Genomic DNA, 25704 nt, shown 5'->3' with positions numbered 1-25704 from the left:
TCAAATAATTGTAAAACAACTACAATTTAGTCTATGTTATTTCGGAGTAATTTTTGCTGATGTTTTACAAAATCAAATACATTTATTCATTATGTCTACTACTTTTTCCAAAATAAAAAATGCTTTACAACTTTTTAAATCAATAGATTTTGATCAGCTTGATGAGATTTCACAAAAAGTAAATCTTCCGAAACTTATGGAAAATTTTTCTAAGCTGGATGATAAGCAACTGAAAGGAATGATGAAAATGCTTGATCCCAACCGGAAAAAGAAAGAACTTCCGCCCATTGACGGTGATTTTTACGATATATATCACACCTTAACTCCCGAGCAGAGAGAAATTCAGTTGAAAGTTCGGGATTTTATGGAAAAGGAAGTAAAACCTCTGGTCAATCATTATTGGCTACGGGATGAATTTCCTTTCGAGCTGATTCCCAAATTCCAAAAATTAGATATTTGTGGCGTCACTTATGAAGGATATGGCTGCAAAGGAATGCCTTTTTTGATGGAAGGCGTTATTGCTATGGAAATGGCAAGAATCGATGCTTCTATTGCAACATTTTTTGGCGTACAATCGGGTTTGGCAATGGGTTCTATTTACATGTGCGGTTCCGAAGAACAAAAGCAGAAATGGCTTCCTCAGATGCAGAAATTTGAAAAAATTGGCGCGTTCGGTTTAACAGAACCCGAAGTAGGTTCCGGAGCGGCTGGCGGACTCACGGTTACCTGCAAAAACACAGAGAATGGCTGGGTTTTGAACGGACAGAAAAAATGGATTGGTAATGCTACTTTTGCAGATTTGGTTATTATCTGGGCAAGAGATTTGGATGATGGTGAAGTGAAAGGTTTTATTGTTGAAAAAGATAATCCCGGATTTTCCGTGGAAAAGATAAAAGGCAAAATGGCACTCAGAATTGTGCAAAACGGGTTGATTACTTTAAAAGATTGCTTAATAACCGAAGAAAACCGTCTTCAGAATGCCAATTCATTCAAAGATACTGCAAAAGTACTGCAAATGACACGAGCAGGTGTTGCATGGATGGCAACAGGATGTGCGAGAGGAGCCTACGAAAGTGCTTTGGATTATACTCGGAAAAGAGAGCAGTTCGGTAAACCAATTGCCTCATTCCAGATGATTCAAGGGCATTTGGTGGAAATGCTTTCTAATCTTACTGCGATGCAGACTATGGTTTTCAGGCTTTCTGAAATGCAGGATGAAGGAATTTTAAAAGACGAACATGCTTCTTTGGCAAAAGTTTTCTGTACCCTGAGAACGAGAGACGTGGTTTCCAGAGCTCGGGAAGTAATGGGAGGAAATGGTATTTTGCTGGAATATGATGTTGCCAGATTTGTTGCCGATGCAGAAGCTATTTATTCTTATGAAGGAACCAAAGAAATTAATTCTCTTATTGTAGGAAGATCAATTACGGGCTTCAGTGCTTTTGTTTAAGGTTGTTATATGGTGAATTATCAATATTTTAAAGTGATTTTAAATTTGATAATTCACCAACTTTTAATTCAATCTTAGTCCATTTCTTTAAGAGTAATGTTCTTAGAAATTTTATAAGTTTTCTTTTTCTTGTTGGGTTTTTCTTCTTCGCCTAGCAGTTTACCCCAAGGTTTCAAACCATCAACCCTTTCAAAAATAATTTTGAAAATGGCAATGGCGGGAATGCACAAAAACATACCTGAAATTCCCCAAAGATGTTCTCCTATCAAAATTCCGATAAAGGAAAACAGTGCGTTTATTTTAACTTTAGATCCCACTACAAAAGGAAGTACAATATTTCCATCTATAGCATGTACAAGAACATATCCAATCGCAACATATACACAACTAGAAACTGTTCCGGTTGCAAAAGCAATAAAGCAGGAAATAAGCAGGGATATAAAAATTCCGATATAGGGAATTACATTCAGTAGACCGGTTAAAACTCCAAGAAGAATTGCGTATTTCACTCCAAGTATGGTTAAAAGTATTGTGGTGAGAATAGAAACGATAATAATCTGAAGACATAAGCCAATGATGTAGCGTTTCGTCATAATTCTTACTTCTGAAACAACTTCCTGCACACTTGTTTTGTGTTTTTCATTAAAAACATTAACAATAAAATTATTCAGTATTCTTCTGTAGTTTAAAATGAAAATGAAGAATATGATGAAAAATGCCAAAAATGCCAAACCGCTGGAAAAAATACTCAGGGTAAATCCTAAAATTACACCAGTGGAGGAAAGAAGTTTCTTTAAGCCTTCATCAAGATAGGTGAATTGCTCATCAATTTTCACATTGAATGTTTTAGAAACCCACCTCTGCAAATCGTGAAAAACATTAGTTGCCTGAACAGTTAACTGCGGAATGTCTTTGCTAAAGCTCGAAAGCTGAGATCCGAAGAAAAAAAGCAATCCGGTGAGTACAACAAGTAAAACAGCTAACGAGAATAAGGTAGATAAAGACCTTGGAAATTTGAGTTTTTTTTCCAGGAAATTAGCGATGGGTAAAAAAATCATAGCTAATAAAAATGCCAGAAAAAATGGAGCTAAGATACTCTGTCCCAGTTTTACAATATATCCTATTCCTATAATGGAAATAATTGCTAAAGTAAGCTTACTAAGAAAAGGCAGTCTGAAGTAATTCATAAATAATTTTCTACCCGATAAAAATAAGCAAATGGAAATAATCTTGATGTTTTTAATTCACCTTTTTTTAATTAATTAAAACAAAAAAAACACGTCTTAAAAACGTGTTTTTTTTCTGTTTGATAAATTTTATTTTTCTAAAGCAATTTCAAGAACTTCTCTCATCCATCCGACATAATGTACTTTAAGGTTGTTGAGATAATCCTGTTTTATTTCCTCAACATCTTTACGGTTGGCCTCACATAGGATAACTTCTTTTATTCCTGCTCTTGTTGCGGCAAGTAATTTTTCTTTAATTCCGCCAACTGGGAGCACTTTTCCGCGAAGAGTAATTTCTCCAGTCATAGCAAGATGAGGTTTTACTTTTTTGTTAGTGAAAGAAGAAACCATCGAAGTAAGCATGGCAATTCCGGCAGAAGGTCCGTCTTTTGGGGTAGCTCCTTCGGGAACGTGTACATGAATGTTTTTCTTTTCAATAAGTTCTTCATCTATGCCCAAATCTATGTGTTTTGCTTTAATATATTCTAAGGCGATAGTTGCAGATTCTTTCATTACCGTTCCTAGATTTCCGGTCATGGTGAGATTTCCTTTTCCGTTGCTGATGATACTTTCTATGAATAAAATATCACCTCCGACACTCGTCCATGCCAATCCGGTTACCACTCCCGGAACGTCTGTTAATTCGGATAAACTTTTTGGTCTTGGTACACCAAGAATTTCATCAATTTTATCAATAGAAATTTTAGCGTCATATTCTTTTACCAAAGCAGTTTGCAAAGCTACCCAACGAGCGATGGCTGCAATTCTTTTTTCTAAAGTTCTTACACCACTTTCAGAAGTGTGGGCTTCAATAATATGTTTAAGCTCTGGATTTCCCAGTTTGAATGATTTCGATGTTAAACCGTTTTCTTCCTGTTGCTTCTTTATTAAATGTCGTTTTGCAATTTCAATTTTCTCTTCCAAAGTATATCCTGCAATCTGAATGATTTCCATTCTGTCTAAAAGCGGCGTTTGGATTGTTGAAAGCGAGTTTGCAGTGGCTAAGAACATTACTTTAGACAAATCGTAACCCATTTCAAGGAAATTGTCGTAGAAAGAGCTGTTTTGTTCAGGATCGAGAACTTCCAGCAAAGCCGAACTGGGATCACCATGCATCCCTTTTCCTACTTTATCTATTTCGTCTAAAACAATGACAGGGTTAGATGTACCTGCTTTTTTAATAGACTGAAGAATTCTTCCCGCCATCGCACCAATATAAGTTTTTCTATGACCACGAATTTCACTTTCATCATGAAGTCCGCCCAAAGAAACACGCACATATTTTCTTCCTAAAGCATCGGCTACAGATTTTCCTAAAGAAGTTTTACCAACTCCCGGAGGGCCTACCAATAATAGGATGGGAGATTTCATATTATTTTTTAATTTTAAAACAGCCATGTGCTCCAAAATTCTCTTTTTAATATCTTCTAAACCAAAGTGGGCTTTGTCTAAAACTTTTTGAGCCTTTTCTATGTCGAAAATATCTTTTGTGAACTTTTCCCAAGGAAGATCTGTGAAAAAATCCAGATAATTTCTCTGTACATTATAATCTGGCGAATTAGGATTCTGTCTTTGAAGTCTGTTGATTTCCTTTTGGAAATGCTCTTCAACTTCCGGTTTCCAATTTTTTGTAGACGCTTTTTGTTGAAGTTCTTCTACATCACTGTCCGGACCGCCGCCCAATTCATCCTGAATGGTTCTAATTTGCTGATTAAGAAAGTATTCTCTTTGTTGCTTATCTAAATCTTTAGAAGTTTTTTGATGAATCTGATTTCTAAGTTCCAACTTTCTGAAATCTTCATGCATCATTTCATAGCATTTATTGGCTCTTTCCATCAGGCTTTTCTCCTCAAGAAGCTTTTGCTTTTCAGGATAAGGAAAATTGGCATTCGTGCTCACGAAATTCAGTAAATCTTCGTTACTGCCCATGTTTTTGATTGCAAAATTGGCAGCGTTGGGAATATTGGGGTCAAGATCAATAATTTTTAAAGCCAAATCTTTAATGTTTTCCAATAAGGCTTCATATTCTTCTTTGTTTCTTGGTTTACTGTCTTTTAATTTAATAATTTCAGCCTTTAGATAAGGTTTAGTGTCTGTAATTCTTTTAATTTTAAAACGCTGGAAACCTTTGGTTATAGCAGTTACATTTCCTTCAGGAAGTTTAATGATTTTTACAATTTTGGCTAAAGTTCCGATAAGGTAAAGATCTTTTTCGCCAGGTTGCTCAATCTCGGAGTTTTTTTGGCTTACAATACCGATGAAATCTCCGTTCTGCTGTGCTTCTTCCAAAAGTGTGATGGAATTCTTTCTTCCTGCAGTTATAGGAATTACAACATTGGGAAACATTACCATATTTCTTACCGGAAGGATGGGGAAAATAGTTTGTATAGAGCTTTTTTCCTCATCTACATTAAGATCGGAAAGATTTATTTCTTCTGTTACGATATTAAAACCTTCACCGATGATATCATCAAAATTCATGTCTTCAAATTCTGCCATAATAAACTGAATGACAAATTGTCATTTATATTTTAAAGTAGTTATTGTCGTTTTACTCATTTCTCTAAAAGAGATCGTAATAAGTAATGAGTAAGAAGATTTGTCAAGATTAATGCCATTTGATGATTGCTAAAAAATCTGGTCAAAATTTCCGTTTTACGGGTAATTGCATTTTAAAAATTAAAATCACTACTTATATTTCTGTAATTTCTTAAAAATGTGTATTTTCGCACACTGATATAAAAACTATATTTATAAAATGGCAATTTTAGGACAGATTAGAAGTAGACCTTGGCTCTTGATGGGAGTAATCGCACTGGCTCTTTTGGCTTTTTTGGTAAATCCTGACAGCATTGATAAGGTTTTTGGTAAAAACCCAGATGTTTTAGGTAAAGTAAATGGTGATAAGATTACCCGAGAAGAGTATAACGATCAACTTTCTGTATTACAGCAGCAGGCAGAACAGCAGGGGCAGCCTAAAAATGGACTGGAAGAGCAAGCTTGGCAGCTTCTAGTACAGTCTAAATTAATAAAACAGCAGTTTGAGAAAATGGGCTTTACCATGACAGACGATTTATTCTGGAGCCAGATTCAGTTCGATCAGATGTTTGCTCAAAATCAACAGCTTTTTGATGAAAAAGGTAATTTTAAACTTCAGGAACTTAAAAAAGAAGTTGAAACTTTGCAAAGCACTAATCCTGAAGGGTATAACCAGTGGCTGAAAACCAGAAAAACGATTGAATACAGAATCATGGCAAGACAGGTTTTTGCCAATATTTCTACGGGAATCACTACCGGTAAAAAAGAAGCTGAAGAATTAATGAAAGAAAGAGATCAGCTTGCAGATATCGATTTTGTGAAAGTAGATTATGCTTCTTATCTTCAAAAAAATAAAATTAAGGTTAGTACAGAAGATCTTAAGAATTATATCAGTCAGCATCCGGTAATGTTTAAAACAGAGCCGAGCAGAAATTTAGGAATTGTATATTTTCCTTCTAAGCCAAGTGCAGCAGATGAAGCTTCTGTAGAAAAAGAGATTAATAAACTTTATTCTCAAGGGACAGATGCAAGTGATGGAAAAGAAAACTTCCAGAACACTACAAACGACTCTATGTTTGTAATGGCAAATTCAGATATGCCTTACAATAGCCAATATGTTACTGCAGCACAATTGCCGCTTACTTTGAAAGATAAAATTGCGACCGCAACAGTAGGACAGGTATTTGGTCCCTACAAAGAGCAAAACTTTTATGTTCTTTCTAAATTGTTAGGTAAAAAGCCTTCAGATTCAACTTTGTCTAAGCATATTTTAATTGCTTACAAAGGTGCTGAAAGATCTACAGCAACAAGAACAAAAGAACAGGCTAAAAAAATAGCAGATAGTTTATTGGCAGTTATTAAATCTAATCCTGCGAAATTTGCAGAAGGACTTAAGCTTTCTGATGAGCCTAATGCGGTGGAAAGAAATGGTAGCGTAGGTTGGACTACCCCTGAAAGTCAGTTTGCACCAGGGTATCTTAATTTCCTTGCATCGAATGCGAAAGGTTCTACAGGTTTAGCAGAAACTCAGTTTGGTTATCACATTATTAATGTTGAAGATAAAAAAGCCGGAACAATGGGGTATAAAGTTGCTCACGTTGTGAAAGAAATCAAACCTTCTGAAGCGACAGAGAATGAAGTAGATAAAAATGCAAGAAGATTTGCTCAACAAGTTTTAGGAAAATCTTTCAACGATTTTGTAAATATTGCTAAAAAATCTAACTTCCAGTATTCTAATGCTAAAGCAGCAAAAAGATTCGACGGAAAACTACAAGGTTTAGGTACGGATAAAGACGGTGAAATTATTGCTTGGGCATTCGATAAGAAGAGAGAAAAAGGAGATTCTGAATTATTTACAGTAGACGGAACAGGCGATAAAATTGTTGTTTATCTTAACGGAAAACAAGAAAAAGGTCTTGCAGATCCAGAATCTGTAAGAGATCAGATAGAAACAGTTGTACAAAATAAATTGGCAGCTAAGCAGATTTCAGAGAAAATAGGGAACAGTACAAACCTGGATCAGGTTGCGAAAATGTTTGCTACTACGAAACAGTCAGGGCAGATCAATATGTTAAGTCCTAATATCGCAGGAGCAATGGAACCTAAAGTAGCTGGAGCAGCATTTGGAATTGCTAAAGGAAAAGTTTCTAACCCAATTGAAGGAGGAACAGGTGTTTATGTAATCATTAAAAAGAATGAAACAGTTAATAAACAACCTGGAGATGTGAAGCAGTTTACAGAATCTGTAACTCAACGAAATTCAGGAATGTTTGGTCAGGCTTGGCTTAAGAGTCTTCAGGACAATGCCGATATAGACGATTATAGAATTGAGATCTGGAGTAAGATGGGAAATCAGCAATAAAAGATACTTCAATCATATTAAAAAAAGTGGCAGAGTTTTTGCCACTTTTTTCATGTTTAACCCATAGCAATAGAGAAAAACATTAATATAAATGTACTATATTTGCTACATTAGAAAAAATTGAGAAAGTGAAATTCAGCAAAGAATTAAAAGCAGGTTTAATAGCACTTTTAGCCATTGTCGGCTTTGTTATTTTGTTCCAGTTTATGAAGGGCAGAAGCCTTTTTACAACAGATAATATCTTTTACGCAAAATATGATAATGTTGAAGGTTTAGCACAATCTTCACCAGTTTCCATTAATGGTTTAAAAGTTGGGCAGGTAGATAAAATCATCCCGCAGACAGGTAAAGACGGGAAGCTGTATTTTATCGTTAAAATTACCGTAGATGATAATTTTGAGTTTTCTAAAAATTCAAGCTTAGAAATTTTTGAGCCGGGTTTAATGTCCGGTAAGGAAGTTAGAGTAAATCTTGTTTACGGAGGTCCCACTGCAAAAGATGGAGATACTTTGAAGGGAGCATTTAAACTTGGGATGATGAACAGTCTTTCTTCACAAGTTGGTCCGGTTAAAGATCAGCTGCAAACGGTTTTGTACAGAGTAGACTCGCTAATGGCAAATGCCAATTTGGTGATGAATGCACAGAACAGAGAAGAAATCAAAGTTTTACTTCATAATCTAAACAAAACAGTAGGTGCTTTAGAAAATACTGCCGGAAGCGTAAATAAACTGGTAGGAAATAATGATCCTAAATTACAGAAAGTTCTGGATGAAGCAAGTGTAACCATGAAAAGTGGTAAAGTAACATTAGATAAATATGGAAATCTTGCTGAAAGTATCGATACCAAACAATTGAATCAAACAATTGCCAATTTAGATCAAACTGTAGGAGAACTTAATAAAGTGGTTGCAGGAATCGACAGAGGTGAAGGTAGTTTAGGTAAAATAATGAAAGACGATCAGTTATACAATAACCTGAATTCGGCTTCAACCAATCTAAATTCTTTAATTGAAGATTTAAAAGCTAATCCTAAGAGATATCTAAACTTCTCTGTTTTTGGAAAAAACAATAAAGACTAATAGCTATTTTTATGCAGTATCTTGATAATATTTTATTTCTGATATTACTTATTGCCGGTTTTGGGCTTTTTGCAAAAAGTCTGCAGAAAATTTACAGAAACATCAGGTTAGGAAGAGAGATTAACAGATCCGACAGAAAATCTGAACGTTGGGCAACTATGGCTCGAGTGGCTTTAGGGCAAAGCAGAATGGTGAAAAGACCTGTAGCGGGTATTCTTCACCTTTTTGTGTATGTAGGTTTTGTGATTATTAATATCGAATTGGTTGAAATTATTGTAGACGGTATCTTCGGAACGCATCGCTTTTTGGCTCAGGTTTTCGGACATGGTTTTTACAATTTTTTCACTGCAACTTTAGAAGTTCTGGCACTCTTGGTAATTGTGGGAGTGGTTATCTTTTTCATCAGAAGAAATTTCTACGGTGTTAAGAGATTAACCATGAAAGAACTGTTCGGATGGCCAAAAGAAGATGCCAACTGGATTTTGATAATTGAATTTGCTTTAATGGTGGCTTTTTTTACCATGAATTCTTCAGATTTCATTTTGCAGCAGAGAGGTGTTTTAGCACAACATGGAAGTTTTCCGATAAGCGAAATGTCTTTGGTTCCGTTTTTAGAAATTTTCAGTTTTCATGATGGTTTCTTAATGGTTATTGAAAGAGGAGCTTGGTGGTTTCACTTTGTGGGAATTCTGTTCTTTATGAATTACTTGTATTATTCTAAGCACTTACATATAATTTTGGCATTTCCAAGTACGTGGTTTGCCAACTTAAATCCTTATGGAAAGTTTAATAATCTGGATTCTGTAACCAAAGAAATTAAGTTGATGATGGATCCTAATGCAGATCCTTATGCTGCACCGGCGGAAGCAGATGCAGAAGCACCTTCAAAATTTGGTGCAGAAGATATATTCGATTTAAATCAGGTTCAGTTGCTTAATGCTTACTCTTGTACAGAATGCGGAAGATGTACTTCTGTCTGCCCGGCAAATATTACTGGTAAAAAATTATCTCCAAGATTAATTTTAATGAAAACGAGAGACCGTTTGGAAGAAGTCAGTAAGAATATTGATAAAAACGGGAAGTTTGAAGACGATGGCAAAAAATTGCTGAATGATTATATTACGAAAGAAGAACTTTGGGCATGTACAACTTGTAATGCATGCACAGAAGCCTGTCCTGTTCTTTTAGACCCGCTTTCTATCATTTTCGAAATGAGAAGATTCTTAGTGATGGAACAATCTGCGGCACCACAGGAATTGAATCTCATGATGACGAACGTTGAAAATAATGCGGCACCGTGGCAATACAATCAGGCAGATCGTCTAAACTGGGCAAAAGACTAATCAGATAATTAATCAATTTGAAATTTGAAAACTGGTTGTTCTAAACATTTTCAAATTCTCAAATTCTCACATTTTCAAATTGAACAAAATGGATTTCAATATAAAAACAATGGCAGACTATGCTGCCGAAGGTAAGTCTCCTGAAGTTTTATTTTGGGTAGGATGTGCGGGAAGTTTCGATGACCGTGCTAAAAAAATTACTAAAGCTTTTTGTAAAATTTTAAATAAAATTGGGGTAGAATTTGCTGTTCTGGGTCAGGAAGAAAGTTGTACCGGAGATCCTGCAAAACGTGCAGGTAATGAATTTATTTTCCAAATGATGGCAATGACGAATATTGAAATTCTGAATGCCTACGAAGTGAAAAAAATCGTTACCGCTTGTCCGCATTGCTTCAATACACTCAAAAATGAATATCCTGGTTTAGGAGGAAAATATGAAGTGATTCATCACACTCAGTTTTTAAGACAACTTATGGAAGAAGGAAGGCTGAAGATTGAAGGTGGATCTTTCAAAGGTAAAAAAATTACTTTCCATGATCCTTGTTATTTAGGAAGAGCCAATAATGAGTATGAAGCACCAAGAGTATTATTAGAAAAACTGGATGCAGAATTGGTAGAGATGAAACGTTGTAAAACCAACGGCCTTTGCTGTGGAGCTGGTGGAGCACAAATGTTTAAAGAACCCGAAAAGGGTAATAAAGACATTAATATAGAAAGAACAGAAGAAGCACTTTCTTTTGAACCTAAAGTCATTGCTACCGGATGTCCTTTTTGTAACACTATGCTTACAGATGGTGTAAAGCATTTCAATAAAAATACCGAAGTAGAAGTTAAAGATATTGTAGAACTTTTGGCGGAGGCAGAAGATTTGTAATTAAAAATTCAGCAAAGGATAAATCTTGAGTTTATGAAATTAAAATGGGGTTTATCCTTTGTTTTTTTTATTGTCTGTTTGGGGTTTCTTACTTATTCTTGTTATCAAAACAGAGTTTACGACTGGGATATGCCCGGATATTTGGGAAGTGTTCTCTCGTGGGAAAATCCGGATAATCCGCAAAAAGTACATCAGATAGTTTATTCTTCTATTAAAAAAGAAGCTTCTGAACTAGAGTTTCACGATATTGTTGCTTACAACCACGCCAACGAAGTTTTTGCGGCAGATTATAAAGCTTTTGATGAGCAATTGCCCTATTATCAGATAAAATTAGGTTTTAACGTTGCCGTTTATGCGTTGTATAAAATAGGATTTAGCGGTCCTCATTCCGTGCTTTTAGTTAATATTTTTTCTTATTTTATTGCAGGATTATTGCTTTTTTATTTGGTTAAATTTTTATTTCCTTCCCAATATTTTCTTGCTCCATTAGTTTCACTGGGAATTCTCTCTTTACCTCCAGTAAAAAGTATGGCAGAAAACCCAACGCCCGACACTTTTCTTTTTATTTTTACTTTACTTTTTACCATAAATGTTCTTCAGAATAAGAATATTTGGGTTCGGTTTATTATTCTCGTTTGCTGTGTACTCATAAGACCAGATTATATCCTTTTTGCTGGAACATATCTGTTTGCAGTAATTGTCTTTGAATTCTTATATAAGAGTAAAAAAATAAATTACATAGCGATAATTCAAGGGGTTGTATTGGCTTCAATTTATCTGTCTATTATTACTTATTACCATTATCCGGGATGGAAAGATCTTTTCTACGACAGCTTTTTTTACAGGAGACCTGTAATTTCCGCTGAAAATGCAGATTTTACTGCCAAAAGATATTTAGATTTCCTTTTTATTAAATTAATCAACTTCAAAAAAATAAGTTTGGCTTCTATTATTCTTTTGGGAACTCTATTTTATGTTACCAAAGATAAATGGACACGTATTTTAGGGGTTTTATTCTATGCGAATATTTATATAAAGTTTGTGTTTTTCCCAGACAGTGCCAATCTTAGGTTTTTTATAGGTTTTGTCATTCTTCTCTTTATAGTTTTGCTTTATGCAGTCAGTAAAAATACAATGGTTTCCAAATCAGGAAAATTGCGTAATTTTACTATCTAAAATTATTTACAATGAAAATTGAAGATTCTAATATTGTTGAAGCTAACGATTACAGAGTTATAATATATCCCGCATCCAGACCTTTCACAACCAAAGAAGCAAAAGTAATTACCGAAAAGCTTTACGATTTTTTGGCAGGTTGGGCGGCTCATGGGAAACCGCTTTCTTCATCATTTAAAATTGAAAAAAATCAGTTTATCGTAATCTGTGTAGATGAAGAAAAAGAAATGGCTTCAGGATGCAGTATTGATGCTTTAGGGAAAATAATGAGAGAAATTGATGAGGAATACGATTTGGGATTATTCGACAGAATGAAAGCAAGTTTCGTAGAAAATGGAGAAGTAAAAACACTGAAGCTTTTAGACTTTAAAAACAAAATAAGAAGCGGAGAAATCTCCAAAGACATAGAAGTTTTCGATTTTTCTAAAAACACGTATTTAGAGTTTTTGGGTAATTTCCTCTTGCCGTTTAACAAGAGTTGGGCAGTTACAATAAAGTAACTTCAAAAAAAATAAAAGAAAAATCCTCTTGGTTTATAAACTATTGAGGATTTTTTATGAATTTCCTCCATGTCAAAAGTTTTATTCTTAACTACAGCCCATCATTACAATGATGACAGAATCTTTTTCCATCAGGCAAAAGAGCTGAAAAATCATGGGTTTGATGTGGGAATTTGCAGTCTTTCATCAGCTTTTGAAGGTGAAATTGATGGAATTACCATAGAATCTTTTGATATTTTACAACAGTCTACCAAAAAGAAAATTCAAAAATTTATCGAAGTTTGCGAAGCTTTTCAGCCAGACTGTATTTTGTGTTCGGAACCCATTGCGGTATTTGCAGCTAAAAATTTTAGTAAAACTAAAAAAGTAAGCATTGTTTATGATATTACAGAATGGTATCCGGCAATGTCTATGTTAGAGCCTTACGGTTTGTTTGAGAAATTCTTTCAAGGTTTAAAGTTTTTTCTTATCCAGTGTTACGCAGGATTTCTGAGTAATCATTTTATTTTCGGAGAAGGAACTAAGAAATTTCCTCTGGCATATCTTTTTCCATTGAAGAAAAGAATAATCCTGCCGTATTATCCGAGCCCGGAATTTGTTTCAGAAAATATAAAAAAACTGACTCCAAATGAAATTACCCTTTGCTATACAGGAGCCATTTCTGAAGATAAAGGGATTGGGAATTTTTTTGAAACTATTGAAGTTCTCAAGCAAAGAAACCCGGAGCTTGATATAAAAATTCTTATTGTAGGTTATGCAAGAACTGTAGCCGACAAAGAATATTTTTCTAAAATTCTTTCGAAATCTTCCGTAAAAAATATTGAAATTAATAAACCAGCTTACTTCGAAACGTTTACCAAAACTTTTGCAGAAGCAGATATTTGTTTCGATTTAAGAAATTTTAATTTTGAAAATCATCATTCGCTACCGATTAAGCTTTTTTATTACATGGGAGCGGGAAAACCGATTATTTACTCAAATTTAAAGGGAATAAGTCAACATTTGGATGTTTCAGGCTTTGGATTTTTAGTAAATCCCAAAAATTCTGAAGAAATTGCCATTTGCATCGAAAATTACATCAAAAATCCTCATTTGTATGATCTTCATGCTTCTAACGGAAGAAAATCATTTTTAAATCATTATAATTGGAAGAAAATCAGCAATTCTTTCGTTAACTTTATTCGGAATTCTTTACCTAAAAGCAAACCATGAAACAGCTTAAAGTTGTTCAGACATTCATATCAAGATTTCTTATTTTGATACTGAGCTTTGGCTTAGTCATCTTTTCCACCAATATTTGGGGAAGCGAAGGGAAAGGCACCATTTCTATTGTCGTGGCAAATGTGGCATTGGTTAGTTTTTTCAGCAGTATTTTTTCGGGTAGCAGTACCTCTTATTTTGCGAGAAAATTTAGAATAGAACAGGTTTTACTATATTCTTATGTTTGGTCGGTTATTATTGGTTTAGCCATTCCTTTACTGTTTAGTTTTATTTCTGTTGAGAGAGAATATTTATATTATTTAATCGGAATTTCTGTTCTGTCTTCCTTGCTTTTTACCAATATCAATCTGTTTGTAGGAACACAAAACATACGGCTTTTTAATATATACACCGTATTGCAGCAACTTGTACATATTTTATTCATTGCAGTTCTTATTTATATAGTTCAGCTTAAAGATGTTTCTGTTTACTTTTTAGCACACGTTTTTTGCCTTTTAGTATTATTTTTAACGAGTCTTTTTTTGATTCTTAAAAATTGTAGAATTTCAGAATTTTCTTTCTCAAAAAAAGTGTTTTTCAGCATGTTAGATTATGGTTGGAAAACCCAGCTCAGTGCATTCGTGCAATTTCTGAATTACCGGCTGTCTTTCTATTTTCTGGAATATTTTGAAGGCATTGCTGCAGTCGGCATTTTTTCCATAGGAATTACTTTTTCTGAAGCCATTTGGACGATTACCAGAAGTATTGCTGTTGTGCTTTATTCTGATGTGGTAAATAGCAGTAGCAGAGAAAATTCTATTCTTAAAACCAAATCTTCACTAAAAGTTTCGTTTTCGTTAATGCTCATTTTTATTTTGGGTATAATGATTATTCCCGGATTTGTTTACACAGAAATTTTCGGCAAAGAATTTAGTGAAACTAAAAAGATTATGCTTTTACTGTGTCCCGGGATTTTTGCAATTGCAGTAAGTGATATGGTTGGCTATTATTTTTCTGCCATAAAAGAATTAAGAATTTTAAATATAAAATCAATTGTAGGATTACTAATTACTGTATCTTTTTCATTTTTCGCTATTCCGAAATGGGGAATTACAGGAGCGTGTATGGTTACCACATTTTCTTACATTGTTTCTGCCGGAATTCTGTTTTGGAAATTTTATCGTTCCACAGATTTTCAGATGAAAGATTTTATCGTTTCAAAAGATGAAATAAAAACTTTTATTGCCAATTTTTCTAAGAAAAGAGCTTAGTGATTCTTACAAAAAGTAAATGTTAAATTCTTATTTTTACCATTCTAAAAAGCCTTAAATATGTGCGGAATCTGCGGTTATTATTCATTTAAAAAAGAAATTTCTTCTGAAAATATTTTGATGATGAATAACGCAATTCGTCATCGCGGTCCGGATGATGAAGGGTTTTGGATTTCAGATGGAGTTACCGGACATCCCTTTGCTGGTAAAGATTCTACAGTAAAAATTAAAGAAAAATACCCTCTTTTAAATGAAAATTTCTCGAAAATTGCCTTAGGATTTCGGCGACTTTCAATTTTAGATTTGTCCGAAAGGGGACATCAACCGATGGTTTCGGAAGACAGAAAAGTTACCGTTACCTTCAACGGAGAAATTTATAATTTTAAAAAAATAAGAAAAGAGCTTGAAGATTTAGGATATTCGTTTGAAAGTAATTCTGATACAGAAGTTATCGTAAAATCCTATCTGGAATGGGGAACGGATGTTTTTGAGAAGTTGGATGGCATGTTCGCAATTGCGTTGGTAGATTTAGACCATCAAAAACTCATTCTTGGAAGAGACAGAGTGGGATTAAAGCCCTTGTTCTATTATAAAAAAGATTATGCTTTAATCTGGGCTTCAGAAATTAAATCGATTCTGAAAAATGAATTTGTAAAACCTGAAATTAACTGGAATGGAGTATATACCAATTTTCTTTTTCAGACAACTTTGGCTCCCGAAACCTGTTTTCAGAATATTTTTTCAGTAGAACCTGCAAGTTTTTTAACCGTTGATTTGAAAGATTTCTCTTTTTCAAAAAAAATGTATTGGGATTTTCCTGTTCAGAAAAACGAAAATATTACCGAAAATGAAGCTGTAGAAAGTATAGACCGTTTGCTCTCTAATAGTGTTCAGAGTCAGCTTTTTGCCGATGTTCCGGTGGTTAGTATGATGAGCGGAGGAATAGATTCTACACTCATTACCGCAAAAGCGAAAAGTTTTAAAGAAGATATTAATGCTTTTACCATTTCTTATCAGTTTTCGGAAAGCGAAATAAAAAATGCTTCTTTACTGGCAGAAAAATACCATGTTTCTCATGATGTGAAAAAAGTTTCAGATGAAGAAATTTTAAATAAGCTTAAAGAAAATATACAGCATTTTGAAGAGCCTTACAGCAGTCTGGAAGTTTTAATGAATGCTGCGGAATATGCTAAAGAGCTTGGTTTTAAAGTAGTTTTAAGTGGAAATGGAGCCGATGAACTTTTTGCCGGATATTCACATTCTTTAAAGCTGAATCAATGGCTTTTTATGAAGAATTTCAATTTTGTGCGTCATTTTATTTTTACCAATGATTCTTTTTCAAGAAAAGTGAAAAATTATTTTTCTCAGGATATTATGCTCGATTTTTTCAGGCAAAGTCAGGTTGGGATGAAGCCTTTGGAAGCTAAAAGCATTTTCAAGGAAGAAATTTTAAAATCTGTTGAAACCGATTTAAATAGCAAAAAACTATCTGAAACTCAAGATTACGAAGGACTTTTTGAATATGATATGAGGTATTCTCTCTCTTCTCATCATGTCTACAGAGATGATCTGAGTGCCATGAAGTATGGTGTAGAGTTCCGATATCCTTATCTGAGTAATGATTTAATAGATTATGTTTCTTCTTTGCCCGAGAAATTGCGTTATAATGGGAAAATTAATAAGCCTTTATTGAGAAAAGTGGGCGATAAATATCTTCCTTCGGAGATTTTACAAATGCCAAAACGGGGTTTTTCTTTTCCGCTGGCTCATTTCATCAGAACCGAGCCAAAAGTAAGATCGTTTATAGAAGAAAATCTGAATAGTCTTAAAAAAAGAAATTTTTTCAATTCAGAAACGGTGGATGATTGGTGGGAAAATCAAAATACAGATTTCGACTGCATAAAAATTTGGCAACTGGTAACTTTTGAACTTTGGTATCAAAAATATTTCGAAAACTAATGAACTTTTTTATTAAAATTTTACCTTTGCACGTAATGAAGAAATATTTTCTTGTTTATATTTTGATAGGTCTTACACTTTTAAGCTGTGGAAGTGATGACGACTCTTTGCAGAAAGTAGATCAGAAACTGCAGATTTTCATGAAAGACAGTGCAGGAAACGATTTGGTAAATCCTGTAAAAGTGGGGTCTTATTCCGGAATAATTTGGAATGATGAACTGGCATCTAGTGATATTGCGAATGTTAATTTTACCAGATCTATGCTTTCAGATTCTACTTTTTATATGGAGTATTTGGCAGGAGCTACAAGAGAATTCGTGTCTGAATCTTCAGATGGAAGTAAAATTTACAGATCCGAAATTCAGGTTTCGCTCACTAAAAAATTATCTGCCACACAGTTTGCTCCTGTGGATATCGATACATTACAGATATTTTACAGAATGACTCCTTCGGTTTTTGAAGTTTCTCAGGTATATTTTAATAAATCTTTGAAGTTTACAAAAATTCCAGATCAGCCGAATGTGGTTACAATCATAAAATAATCTTAAATTTGCACAATTCTGTTGGAAGACGTTTGATATATGTCTTAAAAACAACCAACAATAAACATCTAATACCCAACAACAAAAATGTTACAGGTTAATTTTTTGCGCGATAATAAAGAACGCGTTTTAGAAGGTCTTAAAAAAAGACAGTTCAAAAATCTTGAGCTGGTAGATGAGGCTATCGCTACAGATGAACAGAGAAAAAAAATTCAGTTCGAATTAGACTCTCAGCTTTCAGAGATTAACAAAATTTCTAAAGAAATCGGTCTCTTAATGAAAGAAGGGAAAAAAGAAGAAGCTGAAGCATCAAAATCTAAAACAGCACAATTTAAAGAATCGAGCAAAGAATTACAGTCTCAGTTAGAGGTAAAAGAAAAAGCTTTATTAGATATTCTATATCAAATTCCCAATATTCCCAACGAACTGGTGAAAAATGGAGCTACTGCCGAGGATAATGAAACAATTTATCAGTCTCATGATGTAGAAGGATTGGGAGATGGTGCTATTCCTCACTGGGAATTGGCAAAGAAATATAATCTCATCGATTTTGAATTGGGCGTAAAAATCGCAGGTGCAGGATTTCCGGTTTATTTTGGAAAAGGAGCCAGATTACAGAGAGCCTTAGTTCAGTATTTCTTAGACAAAAATGTTGATGCAGGTTATCTGGAGGTAAATCCGCCTCATGTAGTGAATGAAGCTTCAGGATACGGAACAGGGCAATTACCGGATAAAGAAGGCCAAATGTATTACATTCAGGCAGACGATTTATATTTAATTCCAACTGCTGAAGTTCCGGTTACTAATTTGTATCGCGATGTTCTGTTGGACGAAAAAGATCTGCCGATAAAAAATACAGCATTTTCTCAGTGTTACAGAAGAGAAGCTGGAAGTTACGGAGCTCATGTAAGAGGATTAAATCGTTTGCACCAGTTTGAAAAGGTAGAAATCGTAAGAATAGAAAAACCAGAAAACTCTTATGCCGTTTTGGAAGAGATGGTAGGGCATATAAAAAGTATTCTTGAAGATTTAGAACTGCCTTACAGAGTTTTAAGATTGTGTGGAGGAGACACAGGCTTCGCTTCTGCAATGACTTACGATTTTGAAGTATGGAGTGCCGCTCAGGAAAAATGGCTGGAAGTAAGTTCTGTTTCCAATTTTGAAACTTTCCAGGCAAACAGGTTGAAGTGCCGTTATAAAGCAGACGGGAAATCTCAGCTTGTTCATACCCTAAATGGTTCAGCAATGGCATTACCGAGAATTATGGCAGCTTTATTAGAAAACAACCAAACGGAAGAAGGCATCAGACTTCCTAAGAAGATTGCAGAATACGCAAAATTCGATTTAATCAACTAAGAGGTTTTCATTATAAAATATAAAGGTTGCTGTAATGGCAGCCTTTTTTGTTTGCCATACAGATTGAGATCAACAACGATTGTTTATAAACTTTGTTTTAAAAATATGCCCGAAAGTTTTGTAAACATATTAAATTTGTAATTCATTTAAATTTTAAATACCCATATTAAACAATGTCAAGAATTCTTACCGGCATACAAGCCACCGGAACACCGCATCTAGGGAATTTGTTAGGTGCAATTATTCCTGCAATTGAACTTTCTAAAAAGGAAGGAAACGAATCGTTTTTATTTATTGCCAATCTTCACTCTCTTACCCAGATTAAAGATGCAAAAGAACTGAAACAGAATACTTACGAGATTGCTGCAGCTTGGCTTGCCTGCGGATTAGATACAGAAAAAACATATTTTTACAGACAGAGCGACATCCCGGAAACCTGTGAACTTTCTTGGCATTTATCATGTTTTTTTCCTTACCAGAGACTTACATTAGCACATTCATTTAAAGATAAAGCAGACCGTTTGCAGGATGTTAATGCAGGTTTGTTTACATATCCTATTCTTATGGCAGCAGATATTTTATTGTATGATGCCGAAATTGTTCCTGTAGGAAAAGATCAGTTGCAGCATTTGGAAATTGCCCGCGATGTTGCTTCTCGATTTAATAATCAGATGGGAGAAGTTTTTGTATTGCCTCAATCTGAACTTCAGGAAAGTACGAAATATGTTCCCGGGACAGACGGTCACAAAATGTCTAAATCCAGAGGGAATATTATTAATATATTTTTGCCAGAAAAAGAACTGAAAAAGCAGGTGATGAGCATAGAGAGTGATTCTAAAACACTGGAAGAGCCTAAAGATCCTTCAACAGATAAGACATTTGCCATCTACGAACTCATCGCAACCCCTGAACAGACTGAAGAATTAAGAGCAAAATATGAAGCAGGTAATTTTGGTTATGGACATGCTAAAAAAGAACTTTTAGATTTAATTTTAGTGAAGTTTGCTCAGGAAAGAGAACTTTTCTCATATTACATGAATAATCTTAGCGAATTGGAAGCAAAACTTCAGGAAGGAGCCGAAAAAACCCGAGTAATTGCTACCGAAACAATGAAAAGAGTTAGAGAGAGTTTGGGAATTTAGAACAATAATTACTTAAAAAAAAGCTGATTCAAAATCTGAATCAGCTTTTTTTTATTTGTTAACTTTAAATCTTTTATCCGGAGTACCGTCTTTTTTCAGTTTTTGGTTTTCTTTATACCTTTTATCTGGTGTTCCGTCTTTTTTCAGTTTTACTGCTGGTTTTGCAGCAGGAGTTTGTACAGCTTTTGCAGGTTTTACCTGTTTTGTAGTAGTAGTTTTGTTGGCTGTTTTAGCAGCTGGAGCTACTTGTTGAGCGGAAGCAAGTCCAAGTCCTAATACGATAGACATTGCTGTTAAGAATTTTTTCATTTGTTTTTATATTTTACAAGAGTAAATTTAGATAAAATTTCAATAGAAAAAATTTAATTTCATTTTCTTAACCAAATTTTATAACATATTAAGATTTGCTGTAAATAAAAATCCATCTTCAAATATGAGATGGATTTTCATGTATCAAGAATGTTTTATTATCTGGTGCAATTGGCTGTCCAAGTTTTACCGTCAGCCTTATAGTATATTTTTAATTCTTTATTGTCTATTCTTACATATACTAAAGCATTAGATCCCACCATTACCAAAGAATTATCTCCTTGTTTTTCAAATTGAAGACCGTTCAGATCGGGAATGCTGTTAGAGAATCGGAAGTTGTATTTTGTTCCGCTGGCGATTTTTGTAACAAAAACTTCTCCGGTATCCGTAGCAATATCGTTAGAACTGTCTTTGTAAGATATGCTGCCTTTGTAAGTGCCTGCAAAAAAATCGTTATCTGCAGGATCGTCGTCTCTACTGCATGAAGTAATCGAAGTTAAAGCAAATAGAAGTACGAACACTCCTAAAATTTTGAATACATTTTTCATAATATTTATTTTTTCGGTTAGTGGTATAGGGTTTTCAAATTGTATGCCTAAAAAATATTTTGGTTTACTTTTTTAACTTAAATTCTAATATTTTGGTTGAATTTTAAGATGATTTCTATACATCGGCTCTTTTTTGGAAAATCTTATCATTTTAAAATAAACTGTTACCTTTGTATGATATTTGCACGGTTTCGGGAAGTTCTCCGAAATCGTTTTTGTCGTTTTTACAAATTATCTATGCAGCTAAAAAACATCAGCGAAAAATTTTTGCCCGATTTGTTAAAAAAAGAATTTGGAAAAGAAATTTTGCATTCTTTAGAAAATAATACTCATCTTTCAGTAAAGGGTAGTGCAGGTTCTGCTTCTTCTATTTTTGCGGCAGAAGTTTTTCTTACCCAGAACAAAACGGTTCTTTTTCTCTTGGATGAAAAAGAAGAGGCATTGTATGCAAATACAGAAATGGAAGATTTGCTCGGTAATGAAAACGTACTTTATTTTCCGGCGACTCACCTCGAACCCTATCAAATCGAGAAAACACAGAATGCAAATCTTGTTTTGCGAACCGAAGTTCTCAATAAAATAAATTCTGAAAAGTCGCCTAAAGTAATTGTAGCTTTTATGGGTGCTTTATCTGAAAAAGTTCTTAAAAAAGAAGATTTTAAAGCCATTTCGCATCATATAAAAACTGGAGATCATCTGGATTTTGATTTTGTTGATGAACTGTTGAACCATTATCAGTTCCAGCAGACCGATTTTGTTTCCGAGCCCGGAGAATTTTCTGTTCGAGGCGGGATTGTAGATGTTTTTTCTTTTTCCAACGAAAAGCCTTACAGAATTACATTTTTCGGCAACGAAGTAGAAAGTATAAAAACTTTCGATATAGAAACTCAGCTTTCAGTAGATAAAGTAGACGGTTTTCAGTTGGTTTCCAATATGAATTTCTCAGTGTCGGGTACAAAGGTTTCTTTACTGGAAATTCTTCCTCAAGATTCGGTAATTATTTCTAAAAATGCGGTAGTTGGGCTTCAGAAAATTAAATCTTTCTACGAAAAAGCATTAGAGAAATATGAAGGTTTAAATAAAGATATTTCTCACAGAACTCCGCAGGAACTTTTTATTTCGGATGAAGAGTTTTTGTTTGATTATAAGAAATTCAAAACAATCGATTTTAGTAGTGTTGGCATAGAAAATTTGAAATCGACTGAATTAAAATTAAACCAAACCACTCAGCCTTCTTTCCATAAGAATTTTGAAATGCTCATCGAAAATCTCCGCGAGAAACATGATGATGGCTACGATTTATGGATTTCTTTTTCCACAGAAAAGCAAAAAGACAGACTCGAATCTATTTTTGAAGAACTTGGACATCAAATTTCTTTTAAAAGCTTTAAATCTGAACTGCATGAGGGGTTTTTAGATCAGGATCATAAAATTCTGGTGTATACCGATCATCAGATTTTCGACCGTTACCAAAGGTACAAAGCAAAAAATGCTTTTGCGAAATCTGAGCAGTTAACATTGAAGGATTTAATGTCTTTAAAAGTGGGAGATTATATTGCCCATATCGACCATGGAATTGGTAAATTCATGGGATTGGTGAAAGTAAATAATGATGGTAAAATTCAGGAATGTTTCAAACTTACCTATAAAAATGGAGATTTACTCTATGTGAGTATTCATTCTTTACACAAAATTTCCAAATACAACGGTCCAGACGGAAAAGAAGTTGTTTTAAGTAAACTGGGATCTCCTGCCTGGAAATCTCTAAAACAGAAAACTAAAGCCAAAGTTAAGCAGATTGCTTTCGACCTGATAAAACTTTATGCCGAAAGAAAAACAGCAAGAGGCTTCGCATTCAGTCCGGATTCTTATCTGCAGAATGAGTTGGAGGCAAGCTTTGTCTACGAAGATACTCCAGATCAGGAAAAAGCGACCATCGATGTGAAGAATGATATGGAAAATGAAGGCGTTATGGATCGTTTGGTATGTGGTGATGTTGGTTTTGGTAAAACTGAAGTTGCTATTAGAGCTGCTTTTAAAGCTGCAACCGATGGAAAGCAGGTGGCGGTTTTGGTTCCTACCACAATTTTGGCGTTTCAGCATTACAGAAGCTTTAAAGAAAGACTGAAAGATTTTCCTGTTAATATTTCTTATATGAACCGCTTCCGAACTGCAAAGCAGAAAAATGAAACGATTGAAGGTTTAAAAAACGGGAAACTGGATATTGTGATTGGTACACATCAACTCACATCAGAAAAAATTAAATTTAAAGATTTAGGATTACTCATTATAGATGAAGAACATAAGTTTGGAGTTGCGGTAAAAGATAAGCTTAAAACGCTGAAAAGTAATATTGATACGCTTACTCTTACAGCCACACCCATTCCGCGAACACTTCAGTTTTCTTTAATGGCAGCGAGAGATTTGTCGGTCATTAAAACTCCTCCGCCAAACAGACAGCCTGTAGATACTCAGATTATTGGCTTTAATGAAGAAATTATTCGCGATGCGGTGTCTTATGAACTTCAAAGAGACGGTCAGGTATATTTTATCAATAACAGAGTAGAAAACCTGAAAGATATTGCAGGGCTTATTCAACGGTTGGTTCCGGATGCAAAAGTTATTACGGGTCACGGACAAATGGATGGTAAACAGCTTGAGCAGAATGTACTCGATTTTATGGATGGGAAATATGATGTTTTGGTTTCTACCACCATTGTAGAAAGTGGAGTAGATGTTCCTAATGCCAATACTATTTTCATTAATGATGCACAGCGTTTTGGGATGGCAGATCTCCACCAGATGAGAGGAAGAGTAGGACGAAGCAATAGAAAAGCGTTTTGCTACCTTATTACTCCGCCTTTTGATATGATGACTTCCGATGCCAGAAAAAGACTTGAAGCGATAGAACAGTTTTCGGATTTGGGCAGTGGATTTCAAATTGCGATGAAGGATCTGGAAATTCGTGGAGCCGGTGATTTGTTGGGTGGTGAACAGAGCGGATTTATCAATGAAATGGGTTTCGAAACCTATCAGAAACTTATGCAGGAAGCATTGGAAGAACTTAAAGATGATAAAGATTTTGAAAATTTATTCGAAAATGAAGAGGAAAGACAAAAACTATTCAAATCGGTAAAAGAAGTAAACATTGATACAGATTTGGAACTGATGTTACCCGATTCTTACGTTTCCAGTACTGAAGAGAGGTTGCAGCTTTACCAAAAACTGGCAGAAATCGACAACGAAAAAGATCTTCATCAATTTGAATCTGAACTTAAAGACCGTTTTGGAGATTTGCCTGATGAAGCTGTTAATTTACTGAAAAGTGTTGCGCTGAAATGGCTTGCTGCCGAAATAGGTTTTGAAAAAATAGTGATGAAAAACGGTATATTCTTAGGGTATTTTCCGGGAAATCCTCAGGATAAATTTTATCAGACCGATAAATTCAGACATATTATTTCTTATCTTACTCAAAACCCCGCACAGGCTCAACTGAAAGAAAAAGTGGCTAAAGAAGGCAATCAGCTCATGATGCGAAAAGATAAAGTGAAAAATGTAGATGAAGTAAATGTTTTGCTGAAATCTATTTTGGGAATATGATAATGAAGAGCTTTTTACTTGTAACGTGAAAATTCTTAATCAGCCTAATTTCCGAGTGAGACATTTATTTGGTTGATTTTCAGATTTATGCATTTGAAGTAAATATGTAGGTAGGAAAACTTATTTACCAAGCTTTATCATTTATTTTTTATTGTATTTTTTGCGATAATATCTGCAAAAAGATAGTTTTTATACAAAAAAAAATTATATTTGTGGAAAATTATATAATCCATTTAGAAATGAAAAGACTTTTCTACTTTGTTTTACTGATAGCAGGTTTGTCATCTGTAAATTCTTGTAAAGATCTCACCAATGAGGAAGGTGATCCGCTTTTGGATTTGAACCCCAATACAGGTCTTGTTGGGCCGAGAGCTTTGTCTAGAGAAGTTACAGACGCAGGAACTATTGCAGAATATCAGTACAGTGGTCTTCTTTTAACGAAAGTTCTTACAGAAAAAGGTTCTGTAACTCAGATTGAGTACAGCGGTGATAAAATAAGTAAAGTAACTTTTAACGGTTATCTGGATTCTGATGGTGATGGTGTTTTGGATACCGACAGTACTTCTTATACCCAACAGTACACATACGGAAATTTAGGAAAGCTTACTTTAATTTCGGAAAATAGAACTGTTTACAGAAAAGCTTCGGGAACACCGCCTCAACCATGGGTAGTTTTCTCTAAAACAAAATCTATATATACCTTAACGTACAGTTCTACTACTGGAAAACTGGCTACAATCTTGAAAAAAGACGGTCCGGATGCTGGAGGTAGTTCTTTTGCATATACCGATTATTCAAGAGCAACTTTCAGTTATTTAGGAGATAATGTTTCTTCAACTTTAAAGGAAATTGGGGTTATCAACGGAAGTACCTTAAATGCACCAACAGAGAAGTATAATTTTGAATTTTTGAATTATGATTCCAACATAAATGCATATACTTTACTGCCTTTCGAATATAAAGTTTCTGTGCTAATTTCTACAGAGATTAATGACGACAGAAGTTTAATTTTATCACCAAATAACCCTAAAAGAGTTTCTATTACAGATTTAATGGTACCTATTCCTACGCCGGTTGTTTTTTCAACCAATTACAGATACGATCCTCAAACGTATGTAACTCAAGGTTTCATGGTGAATTATTTTTACAAACCGATGTAACATCAACTAAAATATTTTTTAAACTCAATCCTGTTAGGGTTGAGTTTTTTGTTGAATAAGACTTAATTT

19 protein-coding genes are annotated in these 25704 nt (G+C 34.3%); 15 read left to right on the top strand and 4 right to left on the bottom strand.

The annotated features are described in order from the left end of the window. Window positions 1-91 precede the first annotated feature (91 nt). Window positions 92-1450, top strand: coding sequence for an acyl-CoA dehydrogenase family protein (locus MTP08_RS13480; RefSeq protein WP_243576382.1), 1359 nt, complete (start codon window positions 92-94; stop codon window positions 1448-1450). A 74-nt stretch (window positions 1451-1524) separates the two neighbouring features. Here MTP08_RS13480 and MTP08_RS13475 read toward each other — a convergent pair whose 3' ends face one another. Both MTP08_RS13475 and lon read right to left on the bottom strand, forming a co-directional pair. Further along, window positions 1525-2637 carry an AI-2E family transporter gene (locus tag MTP08_RS13475; protein WP_243576381.1) on the bottom strand — a complete coding sequence of 371 codons (1113 nt, stop codon included), beginning with the start codon at window positions 2635-2637 and terminating at the stop codon, window positions 1525-1527. Between the two features lie 129 nt (window positions 2638-2766). Next, window positions 2767-5175, bottom strand: a complete 2409-nt coding sequence (gene lon, locus MTP08_RS13470) for an endopeptidase La (RefSeq protein ID WP_243576380.1) — start codon at window positions 5173-5175, stop codon at window positions 2767-2769. 259 nt (window positions 5176-5434) lie between these two features. On the opposite strand from lon, the gene MTP08_RS13465 reads away from it, so the two are divergent. The 12 genes from MTP08_RS13465 to trpS all read left to right on the top strand — a co-directional run bounded on the left by MTP08_RS13465 (window position 5435) and on the right by trpS (window position 20018). Then, the gene (locus MTP08_RS13465; protein WP_243576379.1) at window positions 5435-7576 is read left to right on the top strand and encodes a SurA N-terminal domain-containing protein; all 2142 of its coding nucleotides are present in this window, start codon (window positions 5435-5437) and stop codon (window positions 7574-7576) included. A 128-nt stretch (window positions 7577-7704) separates the two neighbouring features. Next, a complete protein-coding gene (locus MTP08_RS13460) occupies window positions 7705-8655 on the top strand; it encodes an MlaD family protein (RefSeq protein WP_209390258.1) in 951 nt (316 codons plus the stop codon). A gap of 11 nt (window positions 8656-8666) precedes the next feature. After that, window positions 8667-9998, top strand: coding sequence for a (Fe-S)-binding protein (locus tag MTP08_RS13455; protein ID WP_243576378.1), 1332 nt, complete (start codon window positions 8667-8669; stop codon window positions 9996-9998). Between the two features lie 88 nt (window positions 9999-10086). After that, complete coding sequence (locus MTP08_RS13450; RefSeq protein WP_243576377.1) at window positions 10087-10872, top strand: (Fe-S)-binding protein; 786 nt, start codon at window positions 10087-10089, stop codon at window positions 10870-10872. Window positions 10873-10905: 33 nt separating this feature from the next. Next, window positions 10906-12048: a hypothetical protein gene (locus MTP08_RS13445; RefSeq protein WP_243576376.1), complete on the top strand. Its 1143-nt coding sequence runs from the start codon at window positions 10906-10908 to the stop codon at window positions 12046-12048. 11 nt (window positions 12049-12059) lie between these two features. Next, on the top strand, window positions 12060-12548 hold the full coding sequence (locus tag MTP08_RS13440; protein WP_209390262.1) for a hypothetical protein: 489 nt from the start codon (window positions 12060-12062) through the stop codon (window positions 12546-12548). Window positions 12549-12617: 69 nt separating this feature from the next. Further along, window positions 12618-13760 (top strand): glycosyltransferase, encoded by a 1143-nt coding sequence (locus MTP08_RS13435; RefSeq protein ID WP_243576375.1) that lies wholly within the window; start codon window positions 12618-12620, stop codon window positions 13758-13760. Then, complete coding sequence (locus tag MTP08_RS13430) at window positions 13757-15019, top strand: MATE family efflux transporter (protein WP_243576374.1); 1263 nt, start codon at window positions 13757-13759, stop codon at window positions 15017-15019. Before MTP08_RS13435 ends, MTP08_RS13430 begins: the two co-directional genes overlap by 4 nt. 60 nt (window positions 15020-15079) lie before the next feature. Further along, entirely contained in the window at window positions 15080-16978 is a 1899-nt protein-coding gene (gene asnB / locus MTP08_RS13425; protein ID WP_243576373.1) for an asparagine synthase (glutamine-hydrolyzing), read from the top strand. Continuing rightward, window positions 16978-17520 carry a hypothetical protein gene (locus tag MTP08_RS13420; RefSeq protein WP_243576372.1) on the top strand — a complete coding sequence of 181 codons (543 nt, stop codon included), beginning with the start codon at window positions 16978-16980 and terminating at the stop codon, window positions 17518-17520. The genes asnB and MTP08_RS13420 overlap by 1 nt, the downstream gene beginning before the upstream one ends. Before the next feature lie 87 nt (window positions 17521-17607). After that, window positions 17608-18876, top strand: coding sequence for a serine--tRNA ligase (gene serS, locus MTP08_RS13415; protein WP_243576371.1), 1269 nt, complete (start codon window positions 17608-17610; stop codon window positions 18874-18876). A 173-nt stretch (window positions 18877-19049) separates the two neighbouring features. Then, window positions 19050-20018: a tryptophan--tRNA ligase gene (trpS, locus tag MTP08_RS13410; RefSeq protein WP_243576370.1), complete on the top strand. Its 969-nt coding sequence runs from the start codon at window positions 19050-19052 to the stop codon at window positions 20016-20018. A 51-nt stretch (window positions 20019-20069) separates the two neighbouring features. On the opposite strand, the gene MTP08_RS13405 is transcribed toward trpS, so the two are convergent. Beyond that, window positions 20070-20327, bottom strand: a complete 258-nt coding sequence (locus MTP08_RS13405; RefSeq protein ID WP_243576369.1) for a hypothetical protein — start codon at window positions 20325-20327, stop codon at window positions 20070-20072. A gap of 158 nt (window positions 20328-20485) precedes the next feature. Beyond that, window positions 20486-20875, bottom strand: a complete 390-nt coding sequence (locus tag MTP08_RS13400; protein ID WP_243576368.1) for a hypothetical protein — start codon at window positions 20873-20875, stop codon at window positions 20486-20488. 237 nt (window positions 20876-21112) lie between these two features. On the opposite strand from MTP08_RS13400, the gene mfd reads away from it, so the two are divergent. Beyond that, window positions 21113-24475, top strand: coding sequence for a transcription-repair coupling factor (gene mfd, locus MTP08_RS13395; protein ID WP_243576367.1), 3363 nt, complete (start codon window positions 21113-21115; stop codon window positions 24473-24475). 212 nt (window positions 24476-24687) lie between these two features. Beyond that, entirely contained in the window at window positions 24688-25635 is a 948-nt protein-coding gene (locus MTP08_RS13390) for a hypothetical protein (RefSeq protein ID WP_243576366.1), read from the top strand. The last annotated feature ends 69 nt before the right edge of the window (window positions 25636-25704 follow it).

Origin of the sequence: Chryseobacterium oryzae, assembly GCF_022811665.1 — a bacterium.
Taxonomy (GTDB): domain Bacteria; phylum Bacteroidota; class Bacteroidia; order Flavobacteriales; family Weeksellaceae; genus Chryseobacterium; species Chryseobacterium oryzae.
Note: the sequence above shows the minus strand (reverse complement) of the source record. Positions and strands in the feature narration are given on the sequence as shown.

Excerpts from the sequence above, each read along its gene's own strand:
- MTP08_RS13480 (WP_243576382.1), top strand. The coding sequence starts at position 92 with ATGTCTACTACTTTTTCCAAAATAAAAAATGCTTTACAACTTTTTAAA.
- MTP08_RS13475 (WP_243576381.1), bottom strand. The coding sequence starts at position 2,637 with ATGAATTACTTCAGACTGCCTTTTCTTAGTAAGCTTACTTTAGCAATT.
- lon (WP_243576380.1), bottom strand. The coding sequence starts at position 5,175 with ATGGCAGAATTTGAAGACATGAATTTTGATGATATCATCGGTGAAGGT.
- MTP08_RS13465 (WP_243576379.1), top strand. The coding sequence starts at position 5,435 with ATGGCAATTTTAGGACAGATTAGAAGTAGACCTTGGCTCTTGATGGGA.
- MTP08_RS13455 (WP_243576378.1), top strand. The coding sequence starts at position 8,667 with ATGCAGTATCTTGATAATATTTTATTTCTGATATTACTTATTGCCGGT.
- MTP08_RS13450 (WP_243576377.1), top strand. The coding sequence starts at position 10,087 with ATGGATTTCAATATAAAAACAATGGCAGACTATGCTGCCGAAGGTAAG.
- MTP08_RS13445 (WP_243576376.1), top strand. The coding sequence starts at position 10,906 with ATGAAATTAAAATGGGGTTTATCCTTTGTTTTTTTTATTGTCTGTTTG.
- MTP08_RS13440 (WP_209390262.1), top strand. The coding sequence starts at position 12,060 with ATGAAAATTGAAGATTCTAATATTGTTGAAGCTAACGATTACAGAGTT.
- MTP08_RS13435 (WP_243576375.1), top strand. The coding sequence starts at position 12,618 with ATGTCAAAAGTTTTATTCTTAACTACAGCCCATCATTACAATGATGAC.
- MTP08_RS13430 (WP_243576374.1), top strand. The coding sequence starts at position 13,757 with ATGAAACAGCTTAAAGTTGTTCAGACATTCATATCAAGATTTCTTATT.
- asnB (WP_243576373.1), top strand. The coding sequence starts at position 15,080 with ATGTGCGGAATCTGCGGTTATTATTCATTTAAAAAAGAAATTTCTTCT.
- MTP08_RS13420 (WP_243576372.1), top strand. The coding sequence starts at position 16,978 with ATGAACTTTTTTATTAAAATTTTACCTTTGCACGTAATGAAGAAATAT.
- serS (WP_243576371.1), top strand. The coding sequence starts at position 17,608 with ATGTTACAGGTTAATTTTTTGCGCGATAATAAAGAACGCGTTTTAGAA.
- trpS (WP_243576370.1), top strand. The coding sequence starts at position 19,050 with ATGTCAAGAATTCTTACCGGCATACAAGCCACCGGAACACCGCATCTA.
- MTP08_RS13405 (WP_243576369.1), bottom strand. The coding sequence starts at position 20,327 with ATGAAAAAATTCTTAACAGCAATGTCTATCGTATTAGGACTTGGACTT.
- MTP08_RS13400 (WP_243576368.1), bottom strand. The coding sequence starts at position 20,875 with ATGAAAAATGTATTCAAAATTTTAGGAGTGTTCGTACTTCTATTTGCT.
- mfd (WP_243576367.1), top strand. The coding sequence starts at position 21,113 with ATGCAGCTAAAAAACATCAGCGAAAAATTTTTGCCCGATTTGTTAAAA.